The sequence below is a fragment of the Paenibacillus lentimorbus NRRL B-30488 genome, from assembly GCF_000411595.1.
Lineage (GTDB): Bacteria > Bacillota > Bacilli > Bacillales > Bacillaceae > Bacillus > Bacillus velezensis.
Window position 1 is genome coordinate 17,379 of record NZ_ANAT01000032.1, and the last position, 16,137, is coordinate 33,515.

At 48.2% G+C, this 16,137-nt stretch carries 7 protein-coding genes, 6 pseudogenes and 1 riboswitch; of the genes and pseudogenes, 2 read left to right on the forward strand and 11 right to left on the reverse strand.

From position 1 onward, the window contains the following. Window positions 1-38 precede the first annotated feature (38 nt). On the reverse strand, window positions 39-200 hold the full coding sequence (locus D368_RS16025; RefSeq protein WP_014304372.1) for a hypothetical protein: 162 nt from the start codon (window positions 198-200) through the stop codon (window positions 39-41). A 466-nt stretch (window positions 201-666) separates the two neighbouring features. On the opposite strand from D368_RS16025, the gene D368_RS16030 reads away from it, so the two are divergent. Next, window positions 667-1,104: a GNAT family N-acetyltransferase gene (locus tag D368_RS16030; RefSeq protein WP_039252709.1), complete on the forward strand. Its 438-nt coding sequence runs from the start codon at window positions 667-669 to the stop codon at window positions 1,102-1,104. Window positions 1,105-1,228: 124 nt separating this feature from the next. Here the strand turns inward: D368_RS16030 and D368_RS16035 are convergent. From D368_RS16035 to lrpC, 10 genes and pseudogenes are all read right to left on the reverse strand, one after another. Further along, window positions 1,229-2,949 (reverse strand): annotated as a pseudogene (locus D368_RS16035) (pyruvate oxidase). Between the two features lie 57 nt (window positions 2,950-3,006). After that, window positions 3,007-3,453, reverse strand: a complete 447-nt coding sequence (locus D368_RS16040) for an NUDIX hydrolase (RefSeq protein ID WP_039252716.1) — start codon at window positions 3,451-3,453, stop codon at window positions 3,007-3,009. Between the two features lie 53 nt (window positions 3,454-3,506). Further along, window positions 3,507-5,326: pseudogene (locus tag D368_RS16045) on the reverse strand (APC family permease). A gap of 156 nt (window positions 5,327-5,482) precedes the next feature. Further along, a riboswitch (cyclic di-AMP (ydaO/yuaA leader) is annotated at window positions 5,483-5,629 on the reverse strand. A 142-nt stretch (window positions 5,630-5,771) separates the two neighbouring features. Next, a pseudogene (locus tag D368_RS16050) lies at window positions 5,772-7,865 on the reverse strand (cellulose biosynthesis cyclic di-GMP-binding regulatory protein BcsB); the annotation flags it as partial. A gap of 5 nt (window positions 7,866-7,870) precedes the next feature. Then, window positions 7,871-9,134: pseudogene (locus tag D368_RS16055) on the reverse strand (glycosyltransferase family 2 protein). After that, window positions 9,127-10,852, reverse strand: a pseudogene (locus D368_RS16060) (DUF2334 domain-containing protein). Before D368_RS16060 ends, D368_RS16055 begins: the two co-directional pseudogenes overlap by 8 nt. After that, window positions 10,842-11,690: a diguanylate cyclase domain-containing protein gene (locus D368_RS16065; RefSeq protein ID WP_031378661.1), complete on the reverse strand. Its 849-nt coding sequence runs from the start codon at window positions 11,688-11,690 to the stop codon at window positions 10,842-10,844. The pseudogene D368_RS16060 and the gene D368_RS16065 overlap by 11 nt, the downstream one beginning before the upstream one ends. Continuing rightward, window positions 11,671-12,756 carry a hypothetical protein gene (locus D368_RS16070; RefSeq protein WP_031378662.1) on the reverse strand — a complete coding sequence of 362 codons (1,086 nt, stop codon included), beginning with the start codon at window positions 12,754-12,756 and terminating at the stop codon, window positions 11,671-11,673. The genes D368_RS16065 and D368_RS16070 overlap by 20 nt, the downstream gene beginning before the upstream one ends. A 231-nt stretch (window positions 12,757-12,987) precedes the next feature. Continuing rightward, window positions 12,988-15,172 (reverse strand): annotated as a pseudogene (locus D368_RS16075) (DNA topoisomerase III). 63 nt (window positions 15,173-15,235) lie between these two features. After that, window positions 15,236-15,670 (reverse strand): transcriptional regulator LrpC, encoded by a 435-nt coding sequence (gene lrpC / locus D368_RS16080; RefSeq protein ID WP_003156263.1) that lies wholly within the window; start codon window positions 15,668-15,670, stop codon window positions 15,236-15,238. Between the two features lie 176 nt (window positions 15,671-15,846). Here lrpC and D368_RS16085 point away from each other — a divergent pair, with 176 nt between their 5' ends. Beyond that, the gene (locus D368_RS16085) at window positions 15,847-16,137 is read left to right on the forward strand and encodes a DUF3817 domain-containing protein (RefSeq protein WP_003156265.1); all 291 of its coding nucleotides are present in this window, start codon (window positions 15,847-15,849) and stop codon (window positions 16,135-16,137) included.

Genomic DNA, 16,137 nt, shown 5'->3' on the forward strand with positions numbered 1-16,137 from the left:
TAGGTAATAAGTACAAGTGGGGGATCAGGGGTTTTTTGTTAAAAACTTTTGAACATGAAATTCAAAAAAATAAACAGCACGATTATCGTCACAACAATAAAGGCCTCTCTTGTGAAGTTTTTATCATCTTCTTTTTGCTGTTTCTTTCTCTTAATCTCTTCTCTGTATTTTCTTTGAACCTCTTTCTTTTTATCATCCATTATCTAAACTCCTCTGAGTCCTTTTTCTCTTTATCACTTGCACCCCTCCTTTCAGTTATTGCAATTTTATCGTGCGACAAATAAGTACACCAGTGAAAAAAGCCTTGACTATAAAGCCTTCTCGCACAGCTGAGACTTTAAAAGATGAATTTAATTTAACGGATAAAAAACAGCCCGATACTTCCGGAATGAATGACAATTGTTTGACTGCTTGCACTCTGTTCCCTCCTTAAAGTAATAGAGCGGGCATTAAATACATATCCTCATGCTGAATGCCAGAAGCGGCGGCTCGTCGTCGATGACGACCGGCTCATTTGAGTTGAGCGCTTCATGAGCATGATTCCGCCTTCTTATTTTTTCTTAGGCAACAAACCGATTCAAAACCAATTTAAAATATTGAATTTTTTGGAATAACCGTGTAAGTTTTGTATAACAAAAATTAAAAAAAGAGTGAGGAGGGAAACATTTGATAATCAGAAGCGCAGAACACTATGATGTAAAACAATTGACCGATTTAATGTATTTATATATCGTGGATTTTTATAAAAGACCTAAGCCACCGATTGAAAAGATACATCATTTGATTGAAATGTTATTTGAGAAGAACAGGGGTATTCAATTCGTTGCTGAACAAGATGGGGAACTTATTGGCTTTGCAACATTATATTTTAGTTTTAGTACGACGAAAGCAGATAAAATAACAATAATGAATGATTTATTCGTGGCAGAAAAAGCAAGAGGCACAGGAGCAGCCCAAGAACTGTTTAAAAGTTGTGAGGCATTTACAAAAGAAAACGGGTATGTGCATATGTCATGGATAACTGCATCTGATAATTACCGTGCACAAAAGTTCTATGAAAAGATGGGCGGTTCTCTGGGAGATTGGCTGACCTATTCCATATAACCCGACATGACCTTATTGAAGAAAAACTAAAATAAAAAGCCGGGCTTTTACTATGGCTTATCTGGGTAAATAAATAAAAATAAACAGGCATGCTGCCTGTTTATTTTTTATAAGCGCCGGCTTTTTAAAACAGCCGTTTTAAGCTTTTCTTGAGTGACGGCATTTCGATTTTTTGGTTTTCAAAGAAGTTTTTCAGCATGTATTTGCTGAAGCCCTTCGCTTGGCCGTAAGTGATTTTTCCCGGAAGCGGCGGCTCGTCGCCGATAACGGCGTCGATGACGACCGGCTCATTTGAGTTGAGCGCTTCATGAAAAGCGGGAGCCAATTCCTCGTGTTTCGTCACTTTGATGCCTTTTGCTCCGCAGCTTTTTGCAAAAGCGGCGTAATCCATATTTTGCAGCTGGGTGACGTAGTCAATGTTGCCTTTGACCCGCTGTTCATATTCAATCATGCCTAAATTTTCGTTGTTTAATATGACAACCGTAATCGGCAGTTTATATTTAACAGCCGTCGGCAGATCCTGCATCACCATTGAAAATCCGCCGTCTCCGCAAATGGCGATGGACTGCCGCTCAGGTTCGGCAAGGCTTGCGGCAATCGCTCCCGGAAGCCCGCATCCCATTGTGGCGAGCCAGCTTGAGACGATAAAGTCCTGCTTCTTCATTTTAAAATGGCGGGCCATCCACACCGTAACCGTTCCGACATCCACTGACAGGACGGCGTCCTCTGCGGCGGCATCCTGAAGCCGGGCAATGACCTGCTGCGGCTTGAGCGGATGAGTCGCTTCGGTTTCATCCTTCTCGATTTCCTTCCACCAATGCTTCATGTGCTCGGTGCAGGCGTCCAAAAATCTTCTGTCTTCTTTATATTCAATGTATTCCGTCAGCTCTTTCAGCCCCAGAGCCGCATCACTGACGATTCCCGCATTGACGGGATAGCGCTTGCCGATTTTCGCCGGATCCGAATCAAGCTGAATGGCAGGCGTATCATCCGGGAGATAATCCCTGTATGGGAACGATGTGCCGAGCATGATCAGCAGATCGCATTCCTCCATGGCTTCGTAGGCGGGCTTTGTGCCGATTTGCCCGAGATTCCCGAGAAAGTGGGGATGGCTGTCAGGCACGACGCCTTTTGCCGGAAGGGTAATGACAATCGGGGCGGCCGCTTTATCGGCGAATGCGAGCAGCTCCTCTTTTGCCGATTTTAACCCTTGGCCGGCGAGAATGACCGGTTTTTTGCGTTGTTAATATATTGCGCGCATGTGACGAGATGTTCTTTTTTCGGCTCTATATCGGCTTTGAGGTATATCGGCGATGTGTAAACCGGCTCCCGTTTGATTTTTTGCGCGAATAAATCATCAGAAACGGTTAAAACGGCAACGCCTTTTTTGCTGTAAGCCGTGCGGATCGCCTGATTCAGAAGATCGGGCAGCGCTTCTGCCGTATGTACTTGCTGGTTGAATACCGCCACGTCCTCAAACATTTGCTCTAATTTGATTTCCTGAAAGCTGTCACGGCCGATTTCATCGGAAGCCACCTGTCCCGCAATCGCCAGCACCGGAACGCCGTCCGCTTTGGCGTCGTATAAACCGTTCAGCAGATGAACGGCCCCCGGTCCTGCGATTGAAAGGCAGACACCAATCTGTCCGGTCAGTTTTGCCTCAGTCGCGGCAGCCAGGGCGGCGACTTCCTCGTGCCGGGTTTGGATGAATGTCAGATTATTTCGTTCATGTCTCAGTTCTTCGATAAATTCATTAATGCTGTCTCCGGGAATGCCGTATATATGACCGACTCCCCATTGTTCAAGCAGCTCCGTCATTACGTGTCCTGCTGTTTTACTTGGCATACTGCATCCTCCTTTTACCTGTATTCATCCCCTTTTTTATACGGGTTGAAACACGGGCTATACTCTCAGCTTTTTTCTCAGCCGATCAAGGATGGATAACAAATTTCGGTCTTTAAGGACTGCCTTACGATTTGCCGCCCCATTGAGTCCGTCTTTTACTTGCCGTTTTCTGTTCGGCACCATGAACAGCGGCAGCCGGTTTGGGGAAAACCAGCGTAATGCGGCGGTTTCCGGCCCGTTCATCAGCGGTGTTCCTCCGGTAATGGCTCCGATGAATACGTGCTGTGTATCTTCAAATGCCGGCCTTTCATACTCACCGGCTTTATGCAGGATGGTCACGTTATAACCGGTTTCTTCGAAGGCCTCTCTGACGGCTGCGGCTTCAGGTGTTTCACCTTCTGCGATCCTGCCCCCGGGCAAATCCCATAAGGGAATGTCTTTTCGTTTTACGAGCAATATGTCCCGCTCCTCATTTTGTATGATGACAAACGCGCCTTGTGCCATGTCGTCCTCCTTTACAAAAAAGACCGCAGCATTTTAGCCTGCGGTCTTTACCGTTACTTTTTAAAATGATACGGCAGGGTGGCGACAATGATGTCCTTCTTCCAAAACAGCCGGACGCGGAGCAAGAAGGCTGATTGGTTGTGAAGGATGGTCTGCCAGCGTTTTTTCGTAATAAATTGCGGAAACAGCACCATCACGGAGAACTGTTCTTTTTTCGCTTTTTGTTCGACCGTTTCTAAAAACTTATCAAACGGGTGAACCAGACTGCGGTATGAGGAATGCAGGGTGACGAGGCGGACGCCGTTATGAAGCTCTTCCCAGCGCTTTTCCACCTTTTTTCGTGTTCTCTGTCAAAGGAAACATGAACCGCAATGACCTGATCCGATAATGATTTCGCATACTGAATCGATTTTTGGACGACGGTGGTGACACCGGCGACAGGCACGATGACGACGGTTCCCTTGATTTCCTCAGGCTGCTGTTCAACGACCCGCAGCTGTTCGCCGACCGCGGTGTAGTGATTTTTAATGACGAAAAACAGCATGACGACAGCAGGCATGAATAACAGCACCGGCCAGACAAGATTGAACTTCGTCGCGAATAAAATACACAGCACCATAAATGAAATGGCGGCGCCGCATGAGTTGATCAGCATTTTTACCGCCCAGCCCTTCGGCTTCTGCCTGATCCACTTGATGCACATTCCCGTCTGCGACAGCGTAAACGGAATGAACACGCCGACGGCATAAAGCGGAATTAAATGTTCCGTGCGGCCGCCGAATAAAAGAATGAGCAAGATGGACGCGATACCGAGAAAGATGATACCGTTTGAAAATCCTAATCGGTCGCCTCGTACCGTAAACATTCTCGGCATATACTGATCGCGCGCTAAATTAAACGCCAGCTGCGGAAAAGCGGAAAAGCCCGTATTTGCCGCAAGCACGAGAATCAGGGATGTCACGCCTTGAATGAAATAGTACACCGTATGCCGTCCGAAGGTTTCCGCGGCGATTTGTGAAATAACGGTCTCGTTAGGCTTCGGACCCGTGCCGTAGCCGTACGCCAGCACCGTAATCCCCGTAAATAAGATCGCCAGCAGAATCCCCATCATGGCCAAAGTGCGGGCCGCGTTTTTCGCCGGAGGATTTTTAAAGGCCGGGATCGCGTTTGAAATGGCTTCAACACCAGTCAGTGCCGAGCAGCCGGATGAAAAGGCCTTCAGCAGCAAAAACAGCGTGATGCCCGCCACGGGTGTGCCGATTGGTGTATGCTCGGCCGGATGAACCTGCCCCGTCATGAGCTTAAACAGTCCGACGACGATCAAAAGGACAAGCGCCGCCACAAACAGATAGACGGGATACGCCAAAATGGACGCCGACTCTGACAGTCCTCTCAAATTTAAAATCATAATCAGAATCACAAGCAAAACAGCAATGAGCAAATGATACGGGTGCAAAGCCGGAAATGCCGATGTAATCGCATCAGTTCCGGCAGAAATGCTTACCGCCACCGTCAGAATATAATCAACAAGCAATGAGCCGCCCGCAATCAGGCCCGGCTTCTCACCAAGGTTTTCTTTTGACACCATATAAGCGCCCCCGCCTTGCGGATAAGCGTAAATAATCTGTCTGTAGGACAGAATCAAAGCAAGCAGCAAAATGAGAACACCTGCTGCGATCGGAATGGAATACCAAAACGCGGCCGCGCTTACCGCAGCCAAAATGATCAGAATCTGTTCCGTTCCGTAAGCAACTGATGACAGCGCGTCTGAAGAAAGCATGGCGAGCGCCTTGAGTTTCGTGAGTTTCTGCTCTCCGGCCGCCTGTGATTTCAGCGGTTTCCCAATCAAAAATCTTTTGATTGAATGGTACATTTGTTGTCTTCCCCTTTTTTTCATTTTCCGTTTGATTTACAAACCCTTACTGCTATGATGTCTCCGAATAACGATTGCATGCCATATTTCAGCACAGCAAAAAGACACAGAGGCAAACGGATGCCCCTGCGCCATAATCGTGCACAGGTTTCATTCATCTCCTCTCATGAACGCTTACGAGGTTAGCTGTCGGATTCGGGCTGATGAGAGTTGGCCCTACCTGAAAAAGGATTCACCCCAAGCGGCATGACGCGCCGCAAATTGGTTCCCCCGCTCTGATTACAGATTAAGCGATATAGATTATAAAAGAGATCATACTCCCGTCCCGTTCAGTTGTAAAGGGGCTTTTATGCTGTTTCAAAAATAAAAAAATCACCGCCAAAAATGGAAATAAAAATACAAAAAAGAGGCCTGTTAACGGCCTCTTTTCCTTCATTACTCTTCGTTTTTTCATTGTCCGCTTTTCTTTTTTCCTTCTTGCCGTCAGCCAGATCAGACCGGCCGCAATAATTATAAGCGCAGCGAAAACAGCGATATACGTAACATTCAGTGCTGCGGACCGGCTCTTCGTATCAGCCGCCGGACTGCTTTCATCGGATTTGATTTGCTGATGGTTCGAAAACAGCTGCCGGCCGGCTGTTTCGTTAATGACGGTTGCGGCATCGCTTGTGCTGTCTAAAAAGCGGATCAGCTCTTTTGTGACAGACGCGCCGCTGCCTGATAACGGAGCAAAAACAGCGATGCTCCGGCCGGAGTCCCAAGGTGATTCCTGTGTAAACGCGACTTGTTTCGTTGTCTCATTCAGCATCTGAAACGAAGAAACATCGTACGCGCCGCTGCGGTCTGACGGCACGAGAAGCTTAGAGGCGTTTGATTTCAAAAGCGGAATTTGCGGCAGGCCTCCGATAAACACAACATTCCGGCCTTTGGCATCTGCTTCCTTCATGTCTGATGCCGTCTTTACGGTAAAGCCGTTTCCGAATGAATCCGCCACCAGAGAAAGTTCTTTCAGTGTCTGTATGTTTACATTATCCGGGATGACGATCACTGTTTTCTCTTTCACGCCGCCCGCAAACGGGAGCGGCCATTGCCCGAAATCCGCTTTCTGCGCCGCATCACTTACCGGATACGTCAGCATGCTGCTTTTATCAATATAGACCCATTTATTTTCGTCACGGTCGATACACGGGTTGTTATGTTTCAAACCTGACGTGACAAATTGCAGATCAATGTACCTGCTGCTTCGCAAAAGCTTCGGATCAATCGGGATTGAGACGTGGTAAAAGCCATCTTTATCTTGATTGCCGAGATCATCAAGGCGCACCGCATTCGGCTGTCCGTTGATCATGACGTTCAGCTCCGCTCTCTCGGCGTCATTAGCTGAATCCGCCTTCGTCCGGATCGATTCCGACGTCTTTAATGTAAGTGAAAGCTTGACCTTACCGTTTTTATCAACAGCGGCCGCCGCAGGGTAAAAGAAGTGCTCTGACGCCGTTTTGTTTGATCCGACCGTTACATTTCCCGCGCCGAAGTCCTCTAATGTCAGTTTATTGCCTGTTTTTTCCGCAGCGGGCTGAAGGCGGCCGATTGTCAAAGTATCTCCGCCCAGCTGGCTTGAATAAGCGCTGTCTGTGATGACGCGGATTTTATCCGCCAGCGCTTTGTCTGAGTGCGCCGTGACAAACAGGACGGGCTGCCGTTTGTCCCCTGATGTCAGAACCCGTTCAGCGAGAAGGAGTTTGTTGTCTTCCGCTTTGAGGTTCCCGCGATCGAAAAGCTCTTTTATTTTCCCGTTCCAATGCTGATCAGCGCCGATGACAATTGACGGATTGCTGATTTTGCCGGCGCCGGATTCTTTTACATAGGATACCTTCAGCCTGCTGTCAGCCGTTTTCAGAAATCCTTCTGTTTTGACTGCGGCTTCAGCTTCAGCAGAGGTCGGTTTGTCAGGAAGGATAATATCGGTTTCTTCACCCGTATTGCCTGATTGGGCAAACGGATACGGGAAATGGCCGAGATCCGCTCCCTTTGACTTGCTTGCTTCTGAAAGCACAAGGCGGCTGTCCGGATAAATTTTTATCCAGTTGCCTGACGTATCCTGCCTGACGCAGACGCCCTCTTTTAATACGCCGTAAAACCGTAATGATACATTGTGATAGCCTTGGGCGGATTGGCTTTTGCTGAGATTGAGCTTCACCGTTTTCCGCTTGGAGCTGCCGTCAAGCTTTATGGATTTGACGGGTTCATCATCAATGGCGATGGTTAAAGAAGACGGGGCAATTAATAAGTTTGACGCCTCGTAATCAATCAGAAGCGACTGATCGGCATTCGAAGCTCCCGCAGGAATCTGATAGGTCAGCTCTGAGCTGTCTTTCGCCCCGTACAGTGTCATCAGATCGCCAGTCAGCGCCTGCTGCTCTTTTGCGCCGGCGCTTGTTCCGAGGGCGGAACGGTCCGTTTTCAGCTCCCGGGCCGCGGCCGCCTGCCCGTTATACATCAATAGCAAAAGGCCGGTTATCAATATGATCGCTTTTTTCAAAAAGGTCACCCGCTTTTATTTTGATTGTATCGCTCCGTTTTGTACCACTTGACTTCCTGCTTGAACAAGCGGTGCTTGATCTCTGTGAATAATGACCAGATGACGAGCACGATCCAAGCTTGGGAGTATGTAAAGTACATCAGAAATACGATAAAGAAGTTTTGTTTGTTCATTTCTGTTTTTTCAATGCTCAAAGTAATCATGACCTCAGTCATAAACAGGAAAAAGGCCAGTATCCACAAAATCATCGCCAAAAACCCGACTGCCAGATGCAGGTCGTAAAAAAGATTGATGATAAAAATCGTGTTTGACATGATCACACCGAAGAAAAACAAAAAATACGTAAAAAAGAAATAAAACAGATCGAAGATGATCCGCTTGCGTTTCAGCTTGAAAAATTGGGATAAAAACTTGAGAACGACGTATTGGTTGCCGCGCGCCCATCTTGTCCGCTGACGCCACCAGACCTTCCATGTCTCAGGCTCCTGCTCCCATGTCACAGCCGCCGGGAAAAAGCGGATATGATAGCCGAGATTATACACGCGGATGGTCAGCTCGGTATCCTCCGCCAGCGCCTTATCATCCCAGCCGCCGAGCTGTTCGATAATGCTCCGCCTGATCGAGAAGTTCGTTCCCGGGATGGTGGCGATTTTGAACCATTTCCATCTGCCGCCCTGCGCCATCCACTGAAAACAGATGGTTTCAATATTGATAAACTTCGTCAGGATCGTTTTGGCCGCATTGATAACACGGAATTTCCCGACAACCGCTCCCGCTTTCTCATCATTCATCAGACCGAGAACCAGGTAATACACCGCCATTTTTTTCCGGCGTATTGTCCGCATCATACACGCAGATCACGTCTCCGTTCGATTCCGCGAACCCTGAGTTCAGCGCCGAAGATTTTCCTTTTCCGGCGTTAGGGGGCTTTGTGATAACCATTTTAATGAAGTCATACTGACGGGAAAATTCATTGACGATATCTCCCGTCCGGTCGGAGGAATTATCATTAACGACAATGATCTCAAGCCTGTCTTTCGGATAATACAGATTCACCATCGCCTTCAGCGTCTGCCTGATGACGACCTCCTCGTTGTGCGCGGGAATGAGCACGCTGACCTTCGGGAGCTCCCCCATCTTTGCGCGCCATTTCGGAATGTTCCGTTCGAAGGTCATATAATGCCTGAATCCGCCCTGCATCAGAAACATGTGATAGAGAAGCATCACCCATATTAAACTTAATGAGATAAAAAACAGAATGTTACTCAAGGCTTCTTCTCTCCTTAAAGATTCGTTTTTTTAATGTGGCGCGCAAATAAAGGACGTAACAGGCGAACATGATGATGAACAATAACACCACGCCGGAGAGAATCCAAAGCGCTTTTTCCAGAGGCGTCTGCTGATGATGATTGAAAAAGGCCGTTACCGGATGAATCTTGTTTTCCACATGAATGGTTCCGTCTCCGTCCGTTTTGATCCTGACGCTGTCCGACGTTACCGTTTGCTTCGTTTTCTTCAGATCGAGCCACTCGCCGCCGGGAATCCGCTCCATCTGATTGACGAGCTCGGGAAGGTATTTCATGCCGAGATACGGATGGTAGAAACCGCCCGCCGTTCCGCCGCCGAAATCAATCATCTGCGAGATATGATTCTCCATATCTCCGAGCGGATTTTCCTTTGAGTTATCGGCATAACCGATTGTTTCAGGGTACAGCGTCATCCCGTCCAGCATAGCCGGCTTTGAGACGAACGGAGGGGCGCCCGAGGTTTTCCACGTCGTGCCGCTGAGCTGCACTTGTCCGAAAATGCTTGAGAAATAAGAAGATGCGATTTTGTAGCCTTCTTCAGACATCGTATAGTGCGGCGCTTCGAATGACAGCGGGTAAAGCCCGAGCTCTGTCAGATCGTCAATCGCCTGCTCCAGCTTCGTTCTCGTGTAGATGTTTTCTTTTTCACGAAAAGGCTTCACATACGCCCGGTACGCTTTTTCATTCGGAAAATCCTGTTCCTTTTCAAGCTTGACCGGAGTATCATCCGCATTTTCTGACGTAATCGGCTGATCCGCTTTGGCATCCCAAAATTCAAAGCCTTCTCCCGTTTCGCTGTATCGGTATGCGTGCGTGTAGCCGTGAATAATGATGCTGCCGCCCATTTGCTGAAGTTTTTTCAGGACGCTGACCATTTTCGGCTTGTCCGCCAGGTATACTTTTTCTCCGTTTTCCGGATTGAGATAGACCGGAATGACCGCCAGAATAAACGGAATGTGTCTTTTATGCAGGTAAGCGCCCGCTTCGTAAAGCAATGTTTCATCTGACATCGGACTGATGTCTTCAAGCCGCAAATAAAGGAGGGTGCCGCCCTCTGATTCTCCGAATGCGTTGCGCAGCGCTTTCGCCGTCAGAAACGAATCATTTAACAGGCTCGTCACACCGAAATAATAGTCAGAGCGCGCCGTTTTCCACATAAAAGGGCGGGTGCTGCCGTCACCGGACCGGTATGTATAAAGGGACTTTCCTTTTACTCCCGATACGCCGAGCACAGACACCCCTTTTTCAAGCGGCATGTCTTTTTTCTTTCTTGCTGTAAATGCGGTATACCGTTTCTTTTTCTGTCAGGGACAACCCCGCAAATTGGCGGAACTGTCCGGCGTTATAGCCGATGCTGATAAGCTGCTGCGGCATGCTGCTGATCAGAGATATAAATGATGTGCTGAGCTTTTTTTTCGTGACGCCGTAATAGATGACGCGCTGATTCTTTTTGAGGTCCGCGGCTGTGATGTCTCCGTCGCTTTTCACGGTCACGGCGGATGAGAAATGGCCCGCGGTCAGATCAAGCATTTTGACCTCAGCGGTTTCTTTGCCGTCCGTGCTTGTATAAATAATGAGAATGCCGTCCTTTTTGTCTTTTGCTTCCGCCGGACGGGGAACATAAACCGCCGAAATCATGAAGAGCGCCGAGAGTAAGAGACGTATCCATTTAGAGTTCATTCATCATCATCTCGTTTTCCAGTTCGTTTAAAAATTGCTCGGCCGTTTGTAAATCTTTTCGGTACGCCAAGTAACATACACGGAAGGTGATGGAGACGTATTTACCGTTTTGCAGCCGGTACGTATCCAATTCCTTTTTCAGCTTCGCCAGAACGGCCGGCATGTTTTCTTCAGGCGTATGGGTCAGCACGATGCCGAACCGTTCGGCGGACGGCCTGAATTTTTTGTCTGTTTCCCGAACGCTTGACCGGATTTGGCGGCTGATAAACGCCAGCAGCCGCTCGGTCTCTTTTTCTCCGTACAGGGATTTGAATTCCTTGAAATAATGCATGTGCAGCAGCAAAAAGACGAAGGAATTGCCGTAGCGTTCCGCCCGCTTGATTTCCTCAGAAAGCTCCAGCTTCATCCGCAGATGGTTGTCAAAGCCTGTCACCCTGTCGACGGCGACAAAGCTCGTAATCTCTTCACGCAGCTGTTTCACTGAGCGCTCAAGCCCCTTCGCCAACTCGTGAATCCTTCCCGCTATGTAAGAAAAGAGCAGCAGCGCAATCCCCCAAATGACCAGCACCTGCAGACTTTCGGCACCGGCAGACGCCATAAAGCTCCCGGTCTGAAACCACAGGATCAGGCTGCCGAGAACAAATAAGACGAGTAAGGTGATGACGAGCGCGTAGATTGCCCCAAACCATATGCCGGCTCCCGCAACAAGCAATGTGATGCAGGTTATCAGAAGCCCTGCGGATTGCTGAGACGCATAGTAAATAAAAAAAGACAGCAGCACCAGCATAACTGCTGTGTAGCTGCACAGTTTTTGTGATTCATTGAATGATATTTTCATTAAACAATTTCCTTTCAGCCAGAAGCGGCAGCAGGTTATCGAAAGAATGTGTATCGCCCCCGCTCATATAGCCGCCGTAATCAGATTTCAGCGTGTCCAGTGTTTCAAATGAAGTCATTCTTTCATAAAGCGGCTTGATGACAGCCGGATCAGCTTTTTGTTCTGCTAAAAAAAGAACGGCCAGGGCGTAAACGGACGGTGATTCGTACTGAACCGCCGGCTCCTTCGTGTCTGCGCTGTATCGTCCGTACAGCTGTCCGCGCGACTTCCATTCTTCTGTGATCCATTTTGACAGCGCGGCGGCCTTGTCATCGCCCCGCTTCAGATTCACGGCGGCGTACAGCTGGTCGATGACATTCACTTCGCTGTCATATTTGTATTCCTTTGTTTCGGTATTGAATGATTTCGGCAGAAAACCATTTTTCAGGGGCGCAAGATTGAGAACATCAAGGTTCCGGTTTTCCGTTTTCTCATCGATAATCCCCTTTTCTCTGAGCATCTGTAAGGCGCCGGGGTCAACATAGGACAACGTCACGGTCTTTGATGCGGCATTTGAAGCGGCATCATAATAATCCGTAAAATACCCGTCATTCGTATTGTATTTTTTCAGCGCCTTCCCGATCTGCACCGCTGTTTTCCCGTATTCACTGTTTCCCCACAGGGTTCCGGCCTTATTCAGACAGTTCATGATTCTGAAATCGTCAATTAAGGCATTGGTGCCGCTCGCTTTATTCCCGTCAATCTTCCACGACACGAGCCCGTTTTTCGTCAGAAACGAATCGGTGAGAAGCTGATATTGCGCTTGAAACTGCCGTTCATCTTTCCTGTTCAGCAAAAATGCCATCCATAGTCCGAGAGACTCAGATAAATATTCCGGCTCACCGGATATGTTCGTCCGGATCATCCCCCGCCCGTTCATCAATTTATGATAAATAAAATGCTCTGCGGGCTGAAGCGGTCCGGACGGTTCGGCTGCCGCCTGTTTTTCAGTGCCGGCCTCCGCGCACCCCGCCGTCAGAACGATCGAAATCAAAAGGAGCATCAGACGAAAAACGATTTGCTTCACAGTCCATCCTCCTATTTTATAAATCCTTTTTTAGACCCATATCTTATTTTTTCACAAAGTATTTTTACTATAAAGGAAACGATAAAAGAATACTAGCATTTTTTCACATTGGAAAATTTTAAATGAAAGCGCCGCCTCTCACCTTTTCCCTCTTCACATGGATCGTATTCCCATTACAGTAAAAACACAACAAAAGGCAGCATTTCTTTACAAATGCTGCCTTTTTCTGATCTATTTATCCAGGCCGAGTTTTTTCAGCTGTTCTGCCAGCGCGTTGTTCATCGGCTCCTCTTTGTTTTGGCTTTTCATATAAGAGTTGATGTCCCGCTTGGATGCGCGTCCGGATTTATCTTTCGCCTTGCGCTTTTCAAAGACGGACAGTTTCTCCCGGTGGCCGCATACACATGCGAAGGTTTGGCCTTCGCCCTGGCCGCGAAGTTCCATTTTCTTATGACAGTTCGGACAGCGGGCGTTTGTTTTCTTGCCAGCGTTTTCCGGCTGCCGCACTCACGATCCTGACATACGAGCATCGTGCCGCGTTTGCCGTTGACTTTAAGCATCATTTTGCCGCAATCAGGGCAGGCGGTGCCTGAAATGTTGTCATGTCTGAAAGTCTGGCTGCTGTTTTTGATTTCCTTCACCGTTTTGCCCGCATATGTTTTCATGTCTTTAATGAACACGGCGGATTTCAGTTTGCCCGCTGCGATGGCGGAGAGCTTTTGCTCCCACTCAGCGGTTAAGGCCGGCGATTTTAAATCTTCCGGGACGAGCTGTAAGAGCTGCTTCCCTTTTGACGTAATGAAAATATCTTTTTCTTTTTTCTCGATCAAGAAACTGTTGAACAGTTTTTCAATAATATCAGCGCGGGTGGCGACTGTTCCGAGTCCGCCGGTTTCACCCAATGTTTTCACAAGGTTCTTCTCTTCTCCCTGCATAAAGGCGCTTGGGTTCTCCATCGCGGATAACAGCGTGCCTTCATTAAAGCGCGCCGGCGGTTTCGTCTGTCCGCTCGTTTCTTTCAATGATGAGACAGTAAGGCGCTGACCCTGATGAAGATCCGGGAGCGTCTGGTCTTTGTCTTCCTCATGATCGTCGTCATCCTCGTACATATCATACACGGCTTTCCAGCCAGGCGATTGAACCGTTTTCCCTTTTGCGGTAAATGTTTCGCCGCCGATATCGGCTGTGACCTTTGTTTCTTCGTATTCGAACGCCGGCATTAACACGGCGAGAAAACGTTTGGCAATCAGATCGTAAAGCTTTCGTTCTTTGTCGCTGAGGCTTGAAAGGATCAGCGGCTCCTCTGTCGGAATGATGGCATGGTGATCCGATACTTTCGCATCATTGACGAATCCTTTATGCGCTTTGACGCCCCGCTTCAGTATTTGATTGACGTACTGGGCGTACGGCTTAACTTCCATGCCGTTTAAACGGTCTTTTAAAGTCGGCACGATGTCTGCGGAAAGGAATCTGGAATCCGTCCGCGGGTAAGTGACAAGCTTATGCTGTTCATACAGCTTTTGAAGCACGGACAGCGTCTCTTTTGCGGAGAAACCGAAGCGCTTATGAGCGTCCCGCTGCAATTCCGTCAAGTCGTAAAGACCGGGAGCGAAGCTTTTCTTCGCCGTTTTTTTCAATTCTGAAATGACTGCCGGCTTTCCTTGCAGGTCTTTTGCCAAACGGCCGGTCACCGTCTGATCGAACGTTCTTGTCTGTTTTGTTTTTTATCCTGCCATGTCAGCGTCATCTGATCAGACGCCGCGCGGAGACCGTAATAAGGAACGGGTTTGAACGCCTGAATATCCGCTTCGCGTTTGGCGATCATCGCCAGTGTCGGAGTCTGGACGCGTCCGCATGACAGCTGCGCGTTAAATTTCGTGGTCAGGGCGCGGGTCGCGTTGATGCCGACGATCCAATCCGCTTCCGCTCTGGCAACGGCGGAATGATACAGGTTTTCGTACTCTTTGCCGCTGCGGAGCTTTTGAAATCCTTCTTTAATCGCCTTATCCGTCACAGAGGAAATCCACAGCCGCTTAATCGGTTTGCGGACGTTTGCCTTTTCGATAATCCAGCGGGCCACAAGTTCCCCTTCCCGTCCTGCGTCTGTAGCGATTACGATCTGGCTGACGTCTTTTCGGGCAAGCTGAGCTTTGACCGCATTGAACTGTTTTCCTGTTTTTTTAATGACGACGAGCTTTAAAGGCTCCGGAATAATCGGCAGATCCTCAAGCCGCCATGATTGAAATTCTTTGCCGTATCCTTCAGGGTCAGCGAGCGTTACCAGATGCCCGAGCGCCCATGTGACGATGTAGCGGTCGCCTTCAAGATATCCGTTTCCTTTTTTATGACACTTCAGAACGCGGGCCAAGTCCCGGCCGACTGAAGGTTTTTCAGCTAATACAACTGTTTTTGACATGCTTTTCACTTCTCTTTCTTTCACACTCATCCTGTTATTATAACAGACTTCCTCACGCTCTCTCTAATCGAGGACGTTTTTTGTGTCAATTTCTGAGAAAATGACGTGGGTCACGGTTTGGGCATACGGAGAGGTGCGATTGATGAAATGTTCGATCGTTTCCAGACTGTCCGCGTTAATCTTCAGCATATAACACGCCGCCCCGGCGACCCGAAAACAAAATTCAATGTTGGGAATGGATTGAATGTAGGTTTTGAATTGATCGTATTTTCCGTTTTTCACCGTCGCTTCGACAATGCAGGAGACGGGGAGCCCGATCTTTTTTTGATCAATGTCCAATGTATAGCGCTTAATAACGCCGAAGGATTCAAGCTGTCTGACACGCTCTGTGACGGACGGGGCTGACAATTTGATTTTTCTGCCCAGCTCCCGCATGGACAGGCGGCTGTCCCGCTGCAGCTCTTTAATGATGCTCAGATCCACATTATCTAGTTTCATGACTGTAGTCCTTCCTTACCCTTTTGGCTATATTATCAAGAGAAATCCGAAAAATGACAAGAACAACAGGCTGAAATCATGAAGGTTTTTTCAGGAACTGACGCGAAATGGTCATATTAGGACTGCCCTTTGCTTATAGTATAGAGGAAAAAAGATGTCCGACAGGAGGGAGCTGTATGTTACACACGCCGATCGGCAGACTTCGCACGATGGGGTTTATTGAAGGAATGTCACTTTTGGTGCTGCTGTTTATCGCGATGCCGCTGAAGTATTGGGCTCATCATCCGCTCGCCGTCACCATTGCCGGTTCCATTCACGGCGGTTTGTTTATCATTTATCTGGCGGTGCTGGCGTATGCGGCATTTACTGTCAAATGGCATGTGAAATGGTCAGCCGCCGGTTTTATCGCGGCCTTTATTCCGTTCGGTAATTTTATTTATGATCGCGGCCTGAGAAATTATCAATAA

Bases quoted from the DNA above. Each gene is read 5' to 3' on its own strand.
- D368_RS16025 (WP_014304372.1), bottom strand. From the start codon at position 200: ATGGATGATAAAAAGAAAGAGGTTCAAAGAAAATACAGAGAAGAGATT.
- D368_RS16040 (WP_039252716.1), bottom strand. From the start codon at position 3,453: ATGGCACAAGGCGCGTTTGTCATCATACAAAATGAGGAGCGGGACATA.
- D368_RS16065 (WP_031378661.1), bottom strand. From the start codon at position 11,690: ATGAAAATATCATTCAATGAATCACAAAAACTGTGCAGCTACACAGCA.
- lrpC (WP_003156263.1), bottom strand. From the start codon at position 15,670: ATGAAACTAGATAATGTGGATCTGAGCATCATTAAAGAGCTGCAGCGG.
- D368_RS16085 (WP_003156265.1), top strand. From the start codon at position 15,847: ATGTTACACACGCCGATCGGCAGACTTCGCACGATGGGGTTTATTGAA.